Below are 15,696 nucleotides of genomic sequence, written 5' to 3' on the forward strand. Positions count from 1 at the left end.
GTTTCCCATAATTATTTGAGTTGGGATCGATGATTATCGCAAATTAAATAAAGGCTTTAAGACCGAACGTCAACACGTAGCTCAGAGTTAGAGCCACTCCGTCTTTACTCAGTTACCCTGTGGTAAGCAAGTTACAGTCGGAATTTAAATCCCTGTCTGAAACTCTTTTGAATTTGTTCATCTACTGGTAGGTATGTCTAACTGTCCCTTGAAGGTTGCAAGATCAACATTATTTTGGCGGCGCTTATTCGCTGTTGTTTTTACTAGTAGTTTGTTGCTCCCCAACTTGGGAAGCGAACCAGCAAAGGCGCAAGTAACTGAGTATTGTCAGTTATCATCGGCTGCGGCGCAACAAAAAGAAAATTTGCGTTTGTTAGCGCTCAAAGGCAAACAAGATGCTCAAACACGCTACCAAAAGATAGTACAAGAACAGGCGCAGAAATTAAAGGAATGTCGCTCTCGAACTTGGCCGCAAACTCAAGCCCTTTGGTTACGCTTGTATCCCTGTGACATTCAGCCAGGAATAATCGATCAGATTATGGATCGGATTGTTAATGGTGGCTATAACCAAGTTTATTTAGAAGTATTTTACGATGGGCAGGTACTATTACCAGCAAGAGCTAATCCGACGGTTTGGCCTGCTGTGATTCGCACTCCAGGGACAGAAAACATCGATATACTTGCCACAGCAATTAAAAAAGGTCGGCAACGTGGTTTGAAGGTCTATGCCTGGATGTTTACCACAAATTTCGGCTATACTTACGCCCAGCGCCCAGATAGAGAAGGTGCGATCGCTCGTAATGGCAAAGGTCAAACGAGTTTATATGTGGTAGATAATGGCTCTCAACTATTTATCGATCCCTACAACCCACAAGCAAAACGCGACTACTATCAATTGGTACAAGAAGTTTTGCGCCGTCGCCCAGATGGCTTGCTATTGGATTACGTGCGTTATCCCCGCCAAGCTGGAAGTGATTCTATCGCCACTAAAGTTTCAGATTTATGGCTATTTAGCCCTGCAACCCAAGAAGCTTTATTTAAACGGGCACAAAATTACAAAGCGCTGGACTTAATTCGCCGCTTTTTAAGCAAGGGATTCGTCACTGGTGGAGATGTAGCGGAAGTTGATAAACTTTATCCCCAGGAAGGAGAACCCCTTTGGCAAGGACGCACTCTCCCACTAGCGCAAAAGTCAATCCTGCCTGCAACCGATAGACAAAGAGTTTTACAATGGGAGTTGTGGCAGCTTGCCGTTGCCCACGCTATGCAAGGAATTCTAGATTTTGTCACCATCGCTAGTTACCCAGCAAAGCAGCAAAATGTTTCCACAGGAGTGGTGTTTTTTCCTGATGGCAACCAAACTGTCGGACAAGGGTATGATTCTCGTTTACAACCTTGGGATCGGTTCCCCAATACATTAGAGTGGCATCCTATGGCTTATGGGACTTGCGGTAATGTCAGTTGTATTGTGGCGCAAGTGCAACGGGTTTTGAGTATGGCAAAACCGGGTACACAGATAATCCCAGCTTTAGCCGGTCAGTGGGGAAAATCTATTAGTAATCGTCCATCCCTAGAAGTGCAAATGCAAGCACTCCGCAAATTTGCCCCGCAATTGAAGGGAGTTAGCCACTTTGCATATTCTTGGCAATATCCTCAGAATGATAGCGATCGCAAATTCTGTCGAGTTAAGTAGACTGCCTACAGAATTAGTTGAAAGGGATTGAATTTCCCTTTCAACTTATAGAATCACACACTTTACAAATTCATACCAAATATAGCGATCGCAGTCATAAACACAGCTTAAGTATATTGTGCAGCGAGTCGTTGGAATGCCGACGGTGCTGGATTATCTGCGAGGTACTGGCGTATCATCTCAGCACAAGCACCTGGGCTTAACAAAGAGGTATCCACTTCAAGGTCATAAATGCCAGGGATGTGGACTTCACGTTGCCATAACTGAACCGGATGTGGTATTGGGGAGTCAGATGTACTGCCCACGTTCCACCCCGTGTTTTGTCGTCGTTCCATAACGATCTCGATGGGGCAGTAAACACCTACGAACAAAACTGGCAATCCTTTCAAACATCGGGCACTATCAGCCAAAATTGCCCGTTCTATTGCGTAGGCATCGTGGTGTCCGACATCAACCACGACATTCAGACCCAAACGGCTGTGGGCGGCGATAGACTCATACATAGCGCTGTACAGAATAGGAAGAAGGGGTTCGATGTTCTGGCGTTCTCCCCCTGGCCGTAAACCGATCCCAGGCAAGTATCGTGCGGGAGTCATTTGCATAAATCTATCAACACCCAAGTTCATCCACAGACCATCAAATGTCTCCTGAATCACTGCGACAATGCTCGACTTCCCCGATCGCGGGACACCATTCAGGATGATAATCTGTCCAAGCTCCTGTGTCTGCCCCATGATTCCTCCTCGCATCCTTAATACATATAGTTAGCAGTTCCACGTTAGGGCTAAAACGTTGAATAGGCAAGAATTCAGGAGTCAGAATTCAGGAGTCAGAATTCAGAATTCAGAATTCAGAATCAAGATGCTCTCTACAAGACGCTGTGCGAATGTAGACTCGCTCTAAGCATACTCCTACGGAGAAGCAAGCTACGTGTAGCGTCTCTGAAAGAGAAGCCTCTCAAACGCGAGTGCATTTCCCTTTGGGAAAAGAGAAGGCTTTACGCTGCGCTATGCGCCAGTCATACAGAATACCTAACTGAATTCTGACTCACCTCGACTGCGCTCGGCGACCACCTGACTCCTGAATTCTGTTCGATATCCAAAAAATGAATTTATTACCAGAGTTTCCGTAGGTTCAGTTCGCGATTAAGTCCCCACTCTTCAACTCAATTTAAAGCCAAGTCCTCTGGTGTATTACAGTTAAATAGCATTTCTGGTTCTGCTAAGGGCAAAATTTCTACCGGATATTGCCGAAGCCACTGCTGAAACGATCGCCCCCCTTGGTTGATAAACTCTAAAAGTTGTGGCAAACAGCTACGGCGATAGAAACCACACAGAGGTTCCCAGCCTTTGGGATGATAGGCTAAAGCTGCGATCGCATTATCTCCCACGCGATCGAGTCTAGTTATCCAATCTTGCAACACCTCAACTCGCAACCTCGGCAAATCGCAAGCTAGCAACAGCACCCATTCTGTCTCTACTTTGGCTAGCCCTTGAGCAAAGCCAACTAAAGGCCCGTGGGCTAAAGATTCTCCAGATAAAGGTACTTCCTGAATAAACTCACAACCAGGCAAAAGCAAATCTTGATAGCGTTCTGGCCAGGGAGTTACTACATAAACAACATCAGCACAGCCTTTGGCAATCCCACAAACTCGCTGTAACAACGGCACTCCTTCAATGGGAATCAAGGCTTTATCCTCACCCATCCGAGAACTTTTACCGCCAGCTAACACAATTGCTGTTAATTTGCTTCCGTTCGTCATAATTTTGTAAGTTCGTAGCAAATTCTCTTAAAAAACTCTGCGTACCTCTGCGCTTTGGGACTTCCAGAAAATAAATTATCCAATTTACTCAGATAATATTTTTCTTTCTCCCCCTGCCCCCTGCCCCCTGCTCCCCTGCCTAGACAGCGATGTTTTAGTTGGAAGTCCCTTTCCTCAGCGTCCCTCTGCGTTTAAAAACCGCTACGAATTAAAAATTACCCTCTATTCTGACTTTTCTCCACCTGCTGCAATAAATGCTCTACACTTTCTGCTGGTGCAAGACACTTCAAGCCTTGGCAAACTAAGCCAACGCTTCTCTCTGGTAAATCAGATGTGATGGCAAACACAGCCACCGGCAGAAACTTGGGGATCAGAGAGTTTATTTGCTCAGTTGTGCTGCGAATCAAGGTAGAATTACGATACCAATCCAAAGCTGTAAACAAGCTGGGACAAGCTTGGGGAGCGCGATGCATTATACTTTTAAAAGCTTTCAAACCAAGTTCCGCTAAATCCAAATAATCTAGATTATCGGTGAGTAGGGCCAGACGGACAAGATTAGCGATCGCAATTCCATTAGCTGATGGTGTCGCATTATCTGCGTAACTGCGCTCTCTGACAATTAAATCTTGACTAGAATCACTCGATGTGTTATAATAACCACCTAATTCTACACTCCAAAGAAATTCGTTAAATTCATCTTGGATAGCGATCGCATTTTCTAACCATTGCTTATGCTCAGGGTTGCAAGCTTGTAAATCCAAGAGAGCTTTAATAAACAAAGCGTAATCTTCAGACTGCGCTAAAACAGTTGGCTCTCCTTGATAATTGAGTCTCTGGAAACGCCCATCGACAAACTGATTTTCCAAAATAAAATTTGCCGCTCGTGCTGCTAATTCCAGGTACAAAGGTTGTTGGAAAACCCCAGCAGCCCTAGCTAGCCCGGAAATCATCAAGCTATTCCAGGCGACAATCATCTTTGTATCTGTCACCGAGGGAATGCGACCTGGCCAGTTAGTGGTTTTTGCTTCCTGGTTGTTCCGAGCCGGGGGAAAAGTTTCCAGCGACTCAGAATTAACGCCATAACGAGTGGTAAACAGCTTACTCAGTGCCATTTCCAGCGTTGCACTCAGTTGACCTGAATGGCGTCTTTGCAAAACATTATGTCCTTCAAAGTTGCCGTTAGGCGTCACCGTAAACTGTTGTTGTAATTCCGTTAATTCTTCAGGCGTTAACAGTTGTTCTAATTCGCTGTAACTCCAGATGTAAAAGGCTCCTTCTTCTGGTTCTACCGCCGTTGGTTCAGTGAAGCTGTCCGCATCTTGAGAAGCATAGAAGTAACCTTCAGGCGCAGTCATTTCCCGCTTCAGCCATTGTACAGTCCCAGCAACCGCCCTCTCAAAGGATGGCTCTTGTACTCCTGCACTCCATAAAGAAGCCAGATACTCGACAATCTGTCCATTGTCGTAGAGCATCTTTTCAAAGTGGGGTACTGTCCAAGTCGGGTCAACAGTATAGCGATGAAAACCACCGGCTACATGGTCATAAATGCCGCCCAGTGATAAGTCTAGTCCTCGTTGGGTACAAACTTGCTTGCCATCATAGCGAGATTCAAAATTAAATCGAGTTCCCCGTAGTGCTAATTCTGTGTAGGGAATCATCGGAAAACTGTTACCAGATTGATTAGGAGTAATTACACCTGTACTGATTTCCCAACCTTGGCGGAGTAATTCATGGTCTTCAAGCTCAGTTGTTGTACCGTCTTGCAACACCGCAGACGTGAGCAGAGACTCAATAATTAAGGCTTTACGTTGTTGTAATTCTTGTTTTTCTGTATCGTAATAACGGCGAAGCGCTTGCAACACCTGCAAAAATCCCGGACGACCATAGCGCGGGTCTACAGGGAAATAAGTACCAGCGTAAAACGGCACTAAATCTTCTGGGGAAAGAAAAATATTTAAAGGCCAACCCCCTTGACCGCTCATCATCTGCAAAGCTTGCATATAGATGCTATCGAGGTCAGGTCTTTCTTCCCTGTCTACTTTGATGGGAAGATAATTGATATTCATGTAGTCAGCGATCGCAATATCAGAAAAAGCCTCGCCTTCCATGACAGTACACCAGTGGCAACTAGAGTAGCCAATGGAAAGAAAAATCGGTTTATTTTGCGCCCTTGCAGTTGCAAGTGCTTCGTCACACCAAGGCCACCAATCAATCGGGTTTTCGGCGTGTTTGCGGAGATAGAGGCTCTTAGCTTCAGCAAGGCGATTAGTCATGATTAAATGCAATTAGTTGCCTTCTTTGCTCAGTCTAGCCTGTTCTCAGGCTTGTTAGCCTAGACAACTATAGCGTTTCCTAATCACATGAGATACATCTTAGCCTCCCTCCTCGTTTGCGGGGGTTGGGGGTGGGGTTCTTGTACCTCACTCAACCGAGAACCGCTATATGTACATTAAGTAAGAAACTCAACGAGCGAATTATCCCTTTGTTTTTAATATCGCCTAGTAAGTTGATGTAAAAAAATGCAGTTTTGTAGTTAGCGCTAACTACAAGGGAAGCATCTTCTATATATATAGTTGGGTTTATTTACGGCAACTTACTTATACCTGTGCAACTTATGAAACATTCTTATTGAAAAGATCGCAATAGCAAGCTAACAATATTTGGTGGCGTTTCTTGCATAGGTGATGCTGTCTTTGTTTGAATTAAAGTATTTGGGCTAAGTCCTGCTATCAGATGGAGCAAGAAGGTGATGATGGCGGCTTGCATAAGTTTTTCCAGCATGGCACGTCTCTCTCTGAATGGATAGCATTTCAACTACGACTGGTTATTCTAAATACACCTCGTACTCCCGATTTACCGAATCTAACAAAAATAACTTGATAAATGCCGAAGGAAATCCTAAAAAAATGTTTAAAATGTTACTGCTAGTTAACATAATTTCCTAAGCAAATCGGATTTCGGTTATCGGTTTAGTCAATACATCGCCAAGGTTGTACAGCAAAGTCCGAGATATAAGATTGGCGACAATTGAAGTTTTTTGATTTATTCTTCCCTAAACCGGGATATCTTCTTAGACAGCTTTTGTCGCTAAAAAGTGCCCTTGGAGGTTGAATCTATTGCAAAATCACATTTTGCTCCTTTGTTGAAAAAGACAGAAAAGCCAAGATTTACTTATATCTACCTGGGAATAGTAGAGATCAGCCCCAGTTTCGTGCTGTCACCGATAAAATGTATTTAAAGTAGCCACAAACACGCTTCCATGATTCCTATCGTTATTGAACAATCGGGTCGAGGTGAACGCGCCTTTGACATCTACTCACGGCTGTTACGTGAGCGCATCATCTTTTTGGGACAACAAGTTGATAACAACATTGCTAACTTGATTGTTGCCCAACTGCTGTATTTGGATGCTGAAGACCCGGAGAAAGACATTTATATGTACATCAATTCTCCCGGTGGTTCGGTGACGGCTGGTATGGGCATTTTTGACACTATGAAGCATATTCGCCCTGATGTCTGTACAATTTGTACCGGATTGGCAGCGAGTATGGGTGCTTTTCTCCTCAGCGCGGGTGCTAAGGGTAAGCGGATGAGTTTACCCCATTCTCGGATTATGATTCATCAACCTTTAGGCGGCGCTCAAGGACAGGCGACTGATATTGAAATTCAGGCGCGGGAAATTTTGTACCATAAGAAGCGGCTAAATGACTATTTAGCTGACCATACAGGTCAACCAATTGAGCGCATTGCTGAAGATACTGAACGTGACTTTTTCATGTCACCAGAGGAAGCCAGAGAGTACGGTTTGATTGACCAAGTGATTGACCGTCACGCCGCTGGTAGTCGTCCAGCAGTTGCTGCTGTTAATTAATACTCACGATTGGTAAATGGTGATTTACCACTTTTAATTCCCTTAAACCCCAAAAATAACCCCTCTTCATAACTGAAGAGGGGTTATTTGACTTTAAAACTTGATATTAGAAGTTCAAAACTCGATTTAGAAGTTGGAAATCAAAATCCTGCTATTGGATCTGGCTGAGATTGTAAGTATTTGAGAAATCCGTGTAATTCTTCTTCAGTTAGCAAAGTCCGCCCGCGCTTACCGTAGGTTTCAATCAGATGTTCCCGTCCTTGTTCTGGTGTCCAGCCTAAACGCTGAAGTTCGACATCTGTTTTAGCAATTACATCTGATAAATCCACGGGTTCAGCTTTTTTCTTTCTCTTTCCTGTCACTGACGGGGTAGTGGCATTTTCTTGAGGGCTATAACTCCGGGGTGTAAATGGTGTGACATTATTGGCAGAAATTGCCGGAAAGGTTTGATTTTCTGGCTGGTTATCAAAATTTATTTCTAAGTTCTCAACTGGAGGATCGAATTCTAGCTCCCGGTTGGCAGTCATCGGAAAGTTTTGACCTAAATCCTGGCTATAGGTATCGTTTAGAGGCGCAGCATTGCTGTAACCGTACTGTTCCTTACTATTTGTTACTACTTCTGGTTTGATGTTCCGTTCTTTGGAAGGCGGTATAGATATTTCCTTGTCGCTGACTGCTGGCCACTGACTACTAACAAAATCCTCATTTTTTGCAGAGGAATAAGCAGTAGGCTCACTAAATCCACCTTTAGTATTCAAGGAAGGATTTAGCTGTACCGGGGAAACTGGATTTGAGATCAACGTCACTGATTCTGGTGGCGCATTTGTAATACCCAAAACTATCAGCGCCCTAGTTATAGCTTGGTCTTCTGCGGCTTCTACTGTTTCTGCTGCTGCCATACCCGTAGCACGGGTTACGCCTTCAATTTGCACGCTTGCCCGGACAATATATTTTCCTTGAAAAATTTGCACTAATTCAGAAATCAAACTGCCCTGGGGATACAAGCTCTGGAATTGAGCCAACATAATACTGCTACCAATCTAAATATTTTTAATAACGGTGTTGATACTGCTTGTATGTTCAAGCGAGATCAGCTGCCCTTACTTTAATTTACATCCACTCGATACCCAGGATGCCTGCCAATATTGCATTTATTCATTTTAATTGCTTACTATATGTCATCAGTTTCTTGACAGGCGATGAGTAGGTATAATTCTCTGCTCTGATCTGTCAAGGTGATATTCTTGCTTTGCCTGGTGTCCCAATTGTAGCAGTAGCTATTTTTTGACGAAATTTTTGGTCAGTGCTAACTTGTCTGGGTAGTCTTGCTTGCAATGCTATACTGATTACCCAAGTCGATATCTAGAACTATTCTCTGGAAGTGCGCTCTAAATCTACAATAATGGAGATAAGGTTCGCCCTCGCTGCTCATTAAGCTGCTTACCTAATTGTTACCGATTCTACATGTGGGAAAATTGGGTTCACCAGCAGTTCCTCCTAGTTAAAAATCAGAGTCTAATGGCGTAAAATTACCTTCTCTCTAGACAATCAAACACCTGTAGTTTCCACGCCACTTGACGGCAGTTGCTCCACTTGGGGAGACCCCAAGACCGCACTACCTCCTCCACTTGGGGAGACCCCAGGATGGCAGTGGCTCCCCTGCATAGCGCTTTTGGGCAGTATGGATTCTCTAAACCCAGCTTCTCAAAAACCCGTCGCGTAATTAACTAGCGGGGCTAGATTTTAATCAGGCGTGCAATCTTAAGTTTGGTTAGGTGAAGGAAGTTGAACGCAGGCGAATTCTGAGAGCATCGTGCAGTGAGAAGTTCGTAAACGCCCAGAATTGTCCGTGGGTCGGCTTCTTTGCAAAGGAACTGCGGGAGTAGTTTCCCGCTCTTACACTGGGTCGGGCTTCCTTTCCTTAGAACTGAGGAAGCTTGCTTCAGGGCAATTAGTTTCTAGCTTGTTTCTGTAAGCCGTGAGGGTATACAGAAAAGAACCAGATTAAACAACAAATGATGTTTTGACCAAAGGTCGGTTCACTGCATGGAATTTTCAATCGCTACACTCCTTGCCAATTTCACCGATGATAAATTGGTAGCTCGGAAGGTTTTAGAAAAGAAACTTGGCTGTGAAGATGAAAAAAGTTTACAAAAACTTCACATTGCCTTAGATGTTCTTGAAAAAATCGGTATTTTAGTAAAAGAACGGGGCAAGTATCGGCGTGTCTCAGAAGACGGCATAATTGAGGCAAAACTCCGTTGTTCTAGTAAAGGTTTTTGCTTTGCTATTCAAGATGTGGAAGGAGCCGAGGATATTTACATCCGCGAAAGTCATTTGAGTAATGCTTGGAATGGCGATCGCGTTTTGGTGAGAGTTCTGAAAGAAGGTAGTCGCCGCCGCTCTCCAGAAGGGGAGGTGAAGCTGATTCTCGAACGTTCTAACCACACTTTACTGGCACGAATCAAGCAGGTGGAAACTGGTTTCCGAGCTGTGCCTTTAGACGATCGCTTACTGTTTGAACTCAAGATTCAACCTAACGGGGCAAAGTTAGAAGAAGCGATCGATCATCTGGTTCATGTAGAAGTTTTGCGTTATCCATTGGCACAATATCCTCCCCTTGGTCGAGTCGTGCAAATCCTCGGCAGTGATGCCGAAGCTGCTGCTGATATAGATTTAGTTACGTGCAAACACGACCTTTCCCGGACTTTTCCAGATAATGTTCTAGAAGCAGCCGCCAAGTTGCCCAAAAAGCTCCTCAAAGCAGACCTGAAAAATCGGCTAGATTTGCGTAATTTGTTTACTCTCACTATTGAAGGGGTAAATAGCGATACCAAAATTATCGAGAACGCTTTTAGTTTAGAAAAAAACTTAGCCGGAAATTGGCTTTTGGGCGTTCATATCACCGATGTTTCTCACTTTGTCCAACCTGACGAACCCCTAGATAGAGAAGCACTCAAACGGGGCAAGTCAGTGTATCTCGGAGAACTGGTGTTGCCAATCTTGCCCCCAGCTGTAGCTGAACGCTGTTCTTTAGTACCTGGGAGCGATCGCTTAACCATCTCTTTTTTAATTACCATTGATCCCAAATCGGGAGAAGTCCTGGAATGGGAAATTCAACCCAGCGTCATTAATGTCGAAACTGCACTAACTACTGAAGAAGCTCAAGCAATTCTCACAGGTGAAGCTCAAGATAAATCATCACAGGTTTCCCAAATCCTACAAGACCTCCAAGCCTTGCAAACAGCCGTCAAACAGGTACGCTTGAATCGTGGTAGCCTCCAGTTGAATCTGCCGCCTAGCCAAAACGCCTATTATGATGAGGGGATTCTCGGCGCTGTGGTGGTGAATGATTTACCAGTGCGATCGCTACTCACGGAGTTGGTACTGTTAGTTAACCAACTGTTTGCAACTCACTTAAATGCTCTTGGTGTTCCCGCTATCTGGCGAGTCCAAGGTACTCCCGATGTTGAAGATGTTCAGGAAATGCTGAAATTGGCAGTCAATTTAGGCGTTGACCTCACATTAGATCCAGAAGTCGATATCCAACCCTTAGATTACCAACATTTGACCACAGCTTTTGCGGAATCTCCCTCTGAGCAAGTTCTTACTTACTTATTACAAGATACACTTAAGCCGTCTGCATACAGTACCACCAAAGGATCTCACTTTGGTCTGGCACTACCGCAATATGTCCACTTTAGCGCTCCCTTGCGGCGTTTCCCAGATTTGCTGATGCAGAGAGTGTATTACGCGCTACTCGAAAACGGACGCGATCGCCGTAATACCCGTGTCAGAGAGCGGGTTAACCTGCGCCACTCTTCCAGCCACGAGGAAATTAACTGGAACGTTTTACCCCCAGAATTGCAGCAAGAACTCCAAAGCGATTTAACTAGGGTAATTGTCCAAATCAACGACCGAGAAAAAGAAGTCCAAGAGGCTGAAGCCGATTTAGCTGGACTGCAAAAAGCCCAACTGATGAAGCAACGCATCGGTCAGGTATTTCAAGGCGTGATTACTGGGGTTCAATCCTACGGTTTCTTTGTGGAAATTGAAGTACCAGCCGCCGAGGTAGAATCCAGCAGTAATCCTGGTGTGCCTTTGCGGGTAGAGGGATTAGTACACGTCAGTTCTCTCAAAGATGATTGGTATGAATATCGCGCCAGACAACAGGCACTATTTGGGCGCAAAAATCGCGCTTCTTATCGATTAGGCGATCGCGTCGCCGTCCAAGTGAAGAGTGTCGATTACTACCGTCAGCAAATTGATTTGGTAACAGTAGGCAGCGATGGCGTTGCCAAAGGTTTAACTGGTAATGAATCTCGTGACGACCTGTCAGACCTCTACTTACCAAATGATATGGAGCCTGATGACCTAGATCCTTACTCTGAGGATGAGTAAAATCCACTAAAACTTACGTGTCAAATAACACCAAACCTTTAATTTTAGGCGTATCGGGCGCATCTGGTCTGATTTACGCTGTTCGCGCGATCAAATTTTTGCTAGAAGCGGAGTATAGCATTGAATTGGTTGCTTCTAAATCAACTTACATGGTTTGGCAGTCAGAACAGGAAATTCGGATGCCACCAGAGCCAACCGGGCAAGAACAATTTTGGCGAGAGCAAGCTGGTGTTGCACTTTCCGGTAAACTCCGGTGTCATCCTTGGAGCGATGTCGGAGCCGGAATTGCCAGTGGTTCCTTTGCCACTCTAGGGATGATGATTATTCCATGCAGCATGAGTACAGTGGCAAAGTTAGCGGTTGGCTTGAGTTCCGATTTACTAGAACGGGCAGCGGATGTTCAACTCAAAGAAGGGCGAAAGCTGGTTATTGTCCCTCGTGAAACGCCTTTTAGTCTCATCCACCTCCGTAACTTAACCTCTTTAGCAGAAGTTGGAGTGAGAATTGTCCCCGCTATTCCTGCTTGGTATCACAATCCCCAAACCATCGAGGATTTAGTTGATTTTGTAGTTGCCCGTGCTTTAGATCAACTAGATATTGACTGTATTCCAATTCAGCGGTGGCAAGGTCGTCGTTAACACCCTCAGTGGATTTATTGTAAATTTCACAATAGTCCTAAAAAGGTAATGATAGAGATGGCTGATAGTGTCAGTAGTCAGTGAACAGTAATTAGTGAAGAATAACCAGACTGATCGCTGACTATTGATAACTGACCACTGATAATTGACAACTGACAAAATTGCTATGGCTGTAATTCGCTTAATTCTATTGGTGGCAGTACTGGGAGGACTAACGCTGTTATTAGTCCAAAATTTCTCACCTGCCCTATCGCTAGTATTTTTGGGCGTGCGAACTCAACCATTACCACTAGCGATATGGATTTTGTTCAGTACTGCCACTGGTGCTTTCACATCGATATTGATTGCTACCTTATTTAATTTATCCAATTATTTTGTGGCAGGACAACGCCAAACTCCTAACAGAGCAACCGCCCCTTCAAGTCGTGCGAAGGCAACCCGGAGAGAAGAACCGACATCTCGTCCTGCGAGTCCTCCACCAACAGCTAGTAAAAGAGAAGAGTCTAGCAGTGAGGAATTTGATGATTGGGAGACAAATAGCAGTGGAGATGATTGGAACTTTGATGAAAACTCAGAAGAAGCGCCTATTCCTAATTCTCAAGCTCAACAGCCTAGAGATTCTACAACTTACGAACGTCAATCAGAAGCCAAAAGCAGTTCTCGGTCTGGTTCAGTTTACTCCTACAGCTACCGCGAGCCAAAAAATACGGCTGCGGGAAAAACTGAATCAATTTACGATGCTGATTACCGAGTAATTATCCCTCCTTATCAGCCGCCGACTACCAATCAAGCAGATGATGATGATTGGGAATTTTTTGAGGATGATGATGATTTTGAAGATGATGGTAAACGCCCCCGTCGGTGAGATGTAGCAGGCGACATCTCTATTTAATGCCACACCGCTCTCTAGACTCCTGCTTGACCTTACCAGTCATGGCAGCTTCCTGCAAAGTCATGAAAGCATTAAAATCTTCCAAGTCATATCGGGTAGTCAACAGTTGTCGTAGTTGATCTTCAGCTTCAACTGTCAAATAACCAGTTGCTAAAGCTCTTTCTACAACGTCACGAATTCGAGTCATGGTTGACACCTCATTCATTCTATATTTATTCATTCAGGCTTATCGGGATGAAATATGCAGTAGTCTTTGTGTCGAAACTTCAATTTCTTTGCAAGCTTTTTTTGGGCGATCGCGGTAAATCAGTCATTATTTACACCTTTATTAGAAACATTTAATTGAGCGGGTCTTGTTATAACTGAACTTTTAGATATAACGACCCTGTGCTGTTAGAAACACAGTATTGTATATACTTAAAATTAATCACCAAGGTAAAAACCCTGATTATTTAGATAGACAGATATTGTTTAAATAAAGTTTCAAACAAGCTAGGTTAATTTTTTGGTTAAGCATAGCGATCGTTATCCAGCAAATACCAAGTTACTTTAGGAAAATTACTACATTTCTGAGAAATTCATCGTTGATTATTTGTGGTAATTTCACAGAATAATTGTTAATTTATTGACCAAGTTAAGTAGATTGGTGTAAAAATTTGTTGTTGGGATAAGGCAGGAGGCAGGAGGCATAAGGCAGAAGGGAAGAGGGTTCTAGCCTAGCTTATCTTTCTTTACATGGTTTGGTTTTATTATGCCAACTTACTTAGTGATAATTTATTGGTGCGGATGTCAAAATCTCTACATTGTCGTTTAGCTGAGACTCCTGAACGTGAAGGTGTAAGTCTCAATCAGAATATTGTGTGTTTGTTAAGTGCAGTGGTTTAATTAGAAATCAAGTAATTTTATCCAGTTGCGCGATCGGTGCAAAACTCCGTATTTTTAAATACTAGATTGAGTGGTTGAGTTTATAATTTAAAACTGTGACTCAGCACTCAAAACTTATAATTGGAGCAAAGTAACTGGTGAGCAGCTTATTACAAGGAGTCAACCTGTACTTAATTGGGATTATGGGCGTTGGTAAGACGACAGTAGGGCGCTTACTAACAAAAGAACTGGGTTATCGGTTTGTAGATACCGATAATGTCATTGCCCAAGCAACAGGTAAATCTATTAATCAGTTATTTGTAGAAGTTGGTGAAGCCAGGTTTCGCCAGTTAGAAAGCGACGTACTTTCACAAGTTTGTGCTTTTACAAAATTGACTATTGCAACAGGTGGGGGCATTGTATTGCGGCGAGAAAATTGGGGTTACTTGCACCACGGTTTGATAGTGTGGCTAGATACGCCAGTGGAGATAATTTACAGCCGTTTAGCTGAGGATACCACAAGACCACTGCTACAAGATGCCGATCCTCAAGCTAAGTTGCGATCGCTTCTCGAACAACGAACCCCACTTTACTCTCAAGCCGATTTGCACATCACCGAGCGAGAGGGAGATACACCTGAAGACGTTGCCAAGCGAATACTTGAGGGAATTCCTGGCATCCTGAAATAAAGCTGTTTCTCATTAAGAAGACTCAAGTTACCAAATTTTGCCCATACGCAGGATAAATCCTGGTAATTCTGGATTGCCACTAACTACTTCGGGATTATCCAAAATTTCAAGTTCTCGATTCATACGGTAAATGTAGACTTTTCGATTTTGCCGATCAATTAACCAGCCTAGTAACGCACCGTTATCGATGTACTCCTGCATTTTGTCTTGTAATTTTATCAGGCGATCGCTAGAGGAGCGTAACTCAATCACAAAGCTGGGACAAATTGGTGCAAATGAGGCTTTTTGTGCATCTGTTAAAGCGTTCCAGCGCTCCAGTTCAATCCAAGAAGCATCAGGGGAACGCATCGCTCCATTGGGTAGTGTAAAACCTGCACTGGAGTCAAAGCCTATCCCAGTGCCATCTTGTTCAGTCCAATACCCAAGCTGTGCAGCAATGTTAAAGTTACGGTTGCCCGTATCTGAAAAAGCTGGTGGCATAATGATGACTTCCCCATTGGCAGTACGCTCAATTCGTAAATCTCCATTGGCTTGGCAGAATTCGTAGAACTGCTCATTTGTCATCTGCACAAGGGAGGGGAAATTTACCGTTAGGGGTGTGCTTTCAGTTTGAATTAGCAGCGTAGTCATTTTCATTCCCTAGCTTCAGCCGAATGATTTCAATTCTAGAGGTTTGAAGTAGCGATCGCCTAATATCTGTTATGTTTGCAACGCGAGGTTTGAGTCGATAATAAAGGTATTGAATCGGCGAACTGGTTGCCGACAGTTTTCCTAAAATGGTACTGTGATCCCACACAGAAACAGAGAATTGTTTACCCTTCAACCCAATCTGGGCCGACAAAAATCACCAGTACAAACATACTCGACTTTGGTAGCAGAGATTGTG

General features: G+C 43.9%; 14 protein-coding genes. 7 read left to right on the forward strand and 7 right to left on the reverse strand.

The features are described 5' to 3' along the window. Window positions 1-193: 193 nt before the first annotated feature. Entirely contained in the window at window positions 194-1,693 is a 1,500-nt protein-coding gene (locus tag RMX69_RS15280; RefSeq protein ID WP_289797212.1) for a family 10 glycosylhydrolase, read from the forward strand. A 107-nt stretch (window positions 1,694-1,800) separates the two neighbouring features. Here RMX69_RS15280 and RMX69_RS15285 read toward each other — a convergent pair whose 3' ends face one another. The 4 genes from RMX69_RS15285 to RMX69_RS15300 form a co-directional block, all read right to left on the reverse strand. After that, window positions 1,801-2,427, reverse strand: a complete 627-nt coding sequence (locus RMX69_RS15285; RefSeq protein ID WP_322637950.1) for a chloramphenicol phosphotransferase CPT family protein — start codon at window positions 2,425-2,427, stop codon at window positions 1,801-1,803. A gap of 431 nt (window positions 2,428-2,858) precedes the next feature. Continuing rightward, window positions 2,859-3,455, reverse strand: a complete 597-nt coding sequence (locus RMX69_RS15290; protein WP_322637951.1) for a molybdenum cofactor guanylyltransferase — start codon at window positions 3,453-3,455, stop codon at window positions 2,859-2,861. Window positions 3,456-3,670: 215 nt separating this feature from the next. After that, window positions 3,671-5,728 carry a thioredoxin domain-containing protein gene (locus tag RMX69_RS15295; RefSeq protein WP_322637952.1) on the reverse strand — a complete coding sequence of 686 codons (2,058 nt, stop codon included), beginning with the start codon at window positions 5,726-5,728 and terminating at the stop codon, window positions 3,671-3,673. A gap of 352 nt (window positions 5,729-6,080) precedes the next feature. Further along, on the reverse strand, window positions 6,081-6,236 hold the full coding sequence (locus RMX69_RS15300) for a hypothetical protein (protein ID WP_289797218.1): 156 nt from the start codon (window positions 6,234-6,236) through the stop codon (window positions 6,081-6,083). Between the two features lie 478 nt (window positions 6,237-6,714). Here RMX69_RS15300 and clpP point away from each other — a divergent pair, with 478 nt between their 5' ends. Next, window positions 6,715-7,326, forward strand: a complete 612-nt coding sequence (clpP, locus tag RMX69_RS15305) for an ATP-dependent Clp endopeptidase proteolytic subunit ClpP (RefSeq protein WP_012412443.1) — start codon at window positions 6,715-6,717, stop codon at window positions 7,324-7,326. A 140-nt stretch (window positions 7,327-7,466) separates the two neighbouring features. On the opposite strand, the gene RMX69_RS15310 is transcribed toward clpP, so the two are convergent. Then, window positions 7,467-8,351 carry a hypothetical protein gene (locus tag RMX69_RS15310; RefSeq protein WP_289797219.1) on the reverse strand — a complete coding sequence of 295 codons (885 nt, stop codon included), beginning with the start codon at window positions 8,349-8,351 and terminating at the stop codon, window positions 7,467-7,469. 1,021 nt (window positions 8,352-9,372) lie between these two features. Between RMX69_RS15310 and RMX69_RS15315 the strand changes: the two genes are divergently transcribed. The 3 genes from RMX69_RS15315 (at window position 9,373) to RMX69_RS15325 (ending at window position 13,230) form a co-directional block, all read left to right on the forward strand. Beyond that, the gene (locus tag RMX69_RS15315) at window positions 9,373-11,727 is read left to right on the forward strand and encodes a ribonuclease R family protein (RefSeq protein ID WP_322637953.1); all 2,355 of its coding nucleotides are present in this window, start codon (window positions 9,373-9,375) and stop codon (window positions 11,725-11,727) included. 17 nt (window positions 11,728-11,744) lie between these two features. Then, a complete protein-coding gene (locus tag RMX69_RS15320) occupies window positions 11,745-12,365 on the forward strand; it encodes a flavin prenyltransferase UbiX (RefSeq protein ID WP_289797221.1) in 621 nt (206 codons plus the stop codon). A gap of 166 nt (window positions 12,366-12,531) precedes the next feature. Then, window positions 12,532-13,230, forward strand: a complete 699-nt coding sequence (locus RMX69_RS15325; protein WP_289797222.1) for a LapA family protein — start codon at window positions 12,532-12,534, stop codon at window positions 13,228-13,230. Window positions 13,231-13,249: 19 nt separating this feature from the next. Here the strand turns inward: RMX69_RS15325 and RMX69_RS15330 are convergent, their stop codons facing one another. After that, entirely contained in the window at window positions 13,250-13,444 is a 195-nt protein-coding gene (locus tag RMX69_RS15330; RefSeq protein WP_289797223.1) for a hypothetical protein, read from the reverse strand. A gap of 548 nt (window positions 13,445-13,992) precedes the next feature. On the opposite strand from RMX69_RS15330, the gene RMX69_RS15335 reads away from it, so the two are divergent. Beyond that, complete coding sequence (locus RMX69_RS15335; RefSeq protein WP_322637954.1) at window positions 13,993-14,142, forward strand: toxin-antitoxin system HicB family antitoxin; 150 nt, start codon at window positions 13,993-13,995, stop codon at window positions 14,140-14,142. A 137-nt stretch (window positions 14,143-14,279) separates the two neighbouring features. Then, window positions 14,280-14,810, forward strand: coding sequence for a shikimate kinase (locus RMX69_RS15340; protein ID WP_289797225.1), 531 nt, complete (start codon window positions 14,280-14,282; stop codon window positions 14,808-14,810). Window positions 14,811-14,837: 27 nt separating this feature from the next. Here the strand turns inward: RMX69_RS15340 and RMX69_RS15345 are convergent, their stop codons facing one another. Next, window positions 14,838-15,440, reverse strand: coding sequence for a Uma2 family endonuclease (locus RMX69_RS15345; protein WP_069068652.1), 603 nt, complete (start codon window positions 15,438-15,440; stop codon window positions 14,838-14,840). Window positions 15,441-15,696: the final 256 nt, after the last annotated feature.

This window comes from Nostoc sp. EspVER01, from assembly GCF_034530635.1.
Classification (GTDB): domain Bacteria; phylum Cyanobacteriota; class Cyanobacteriia; order Cyanobacteriales; family Nostocaceae; genus Nostoc.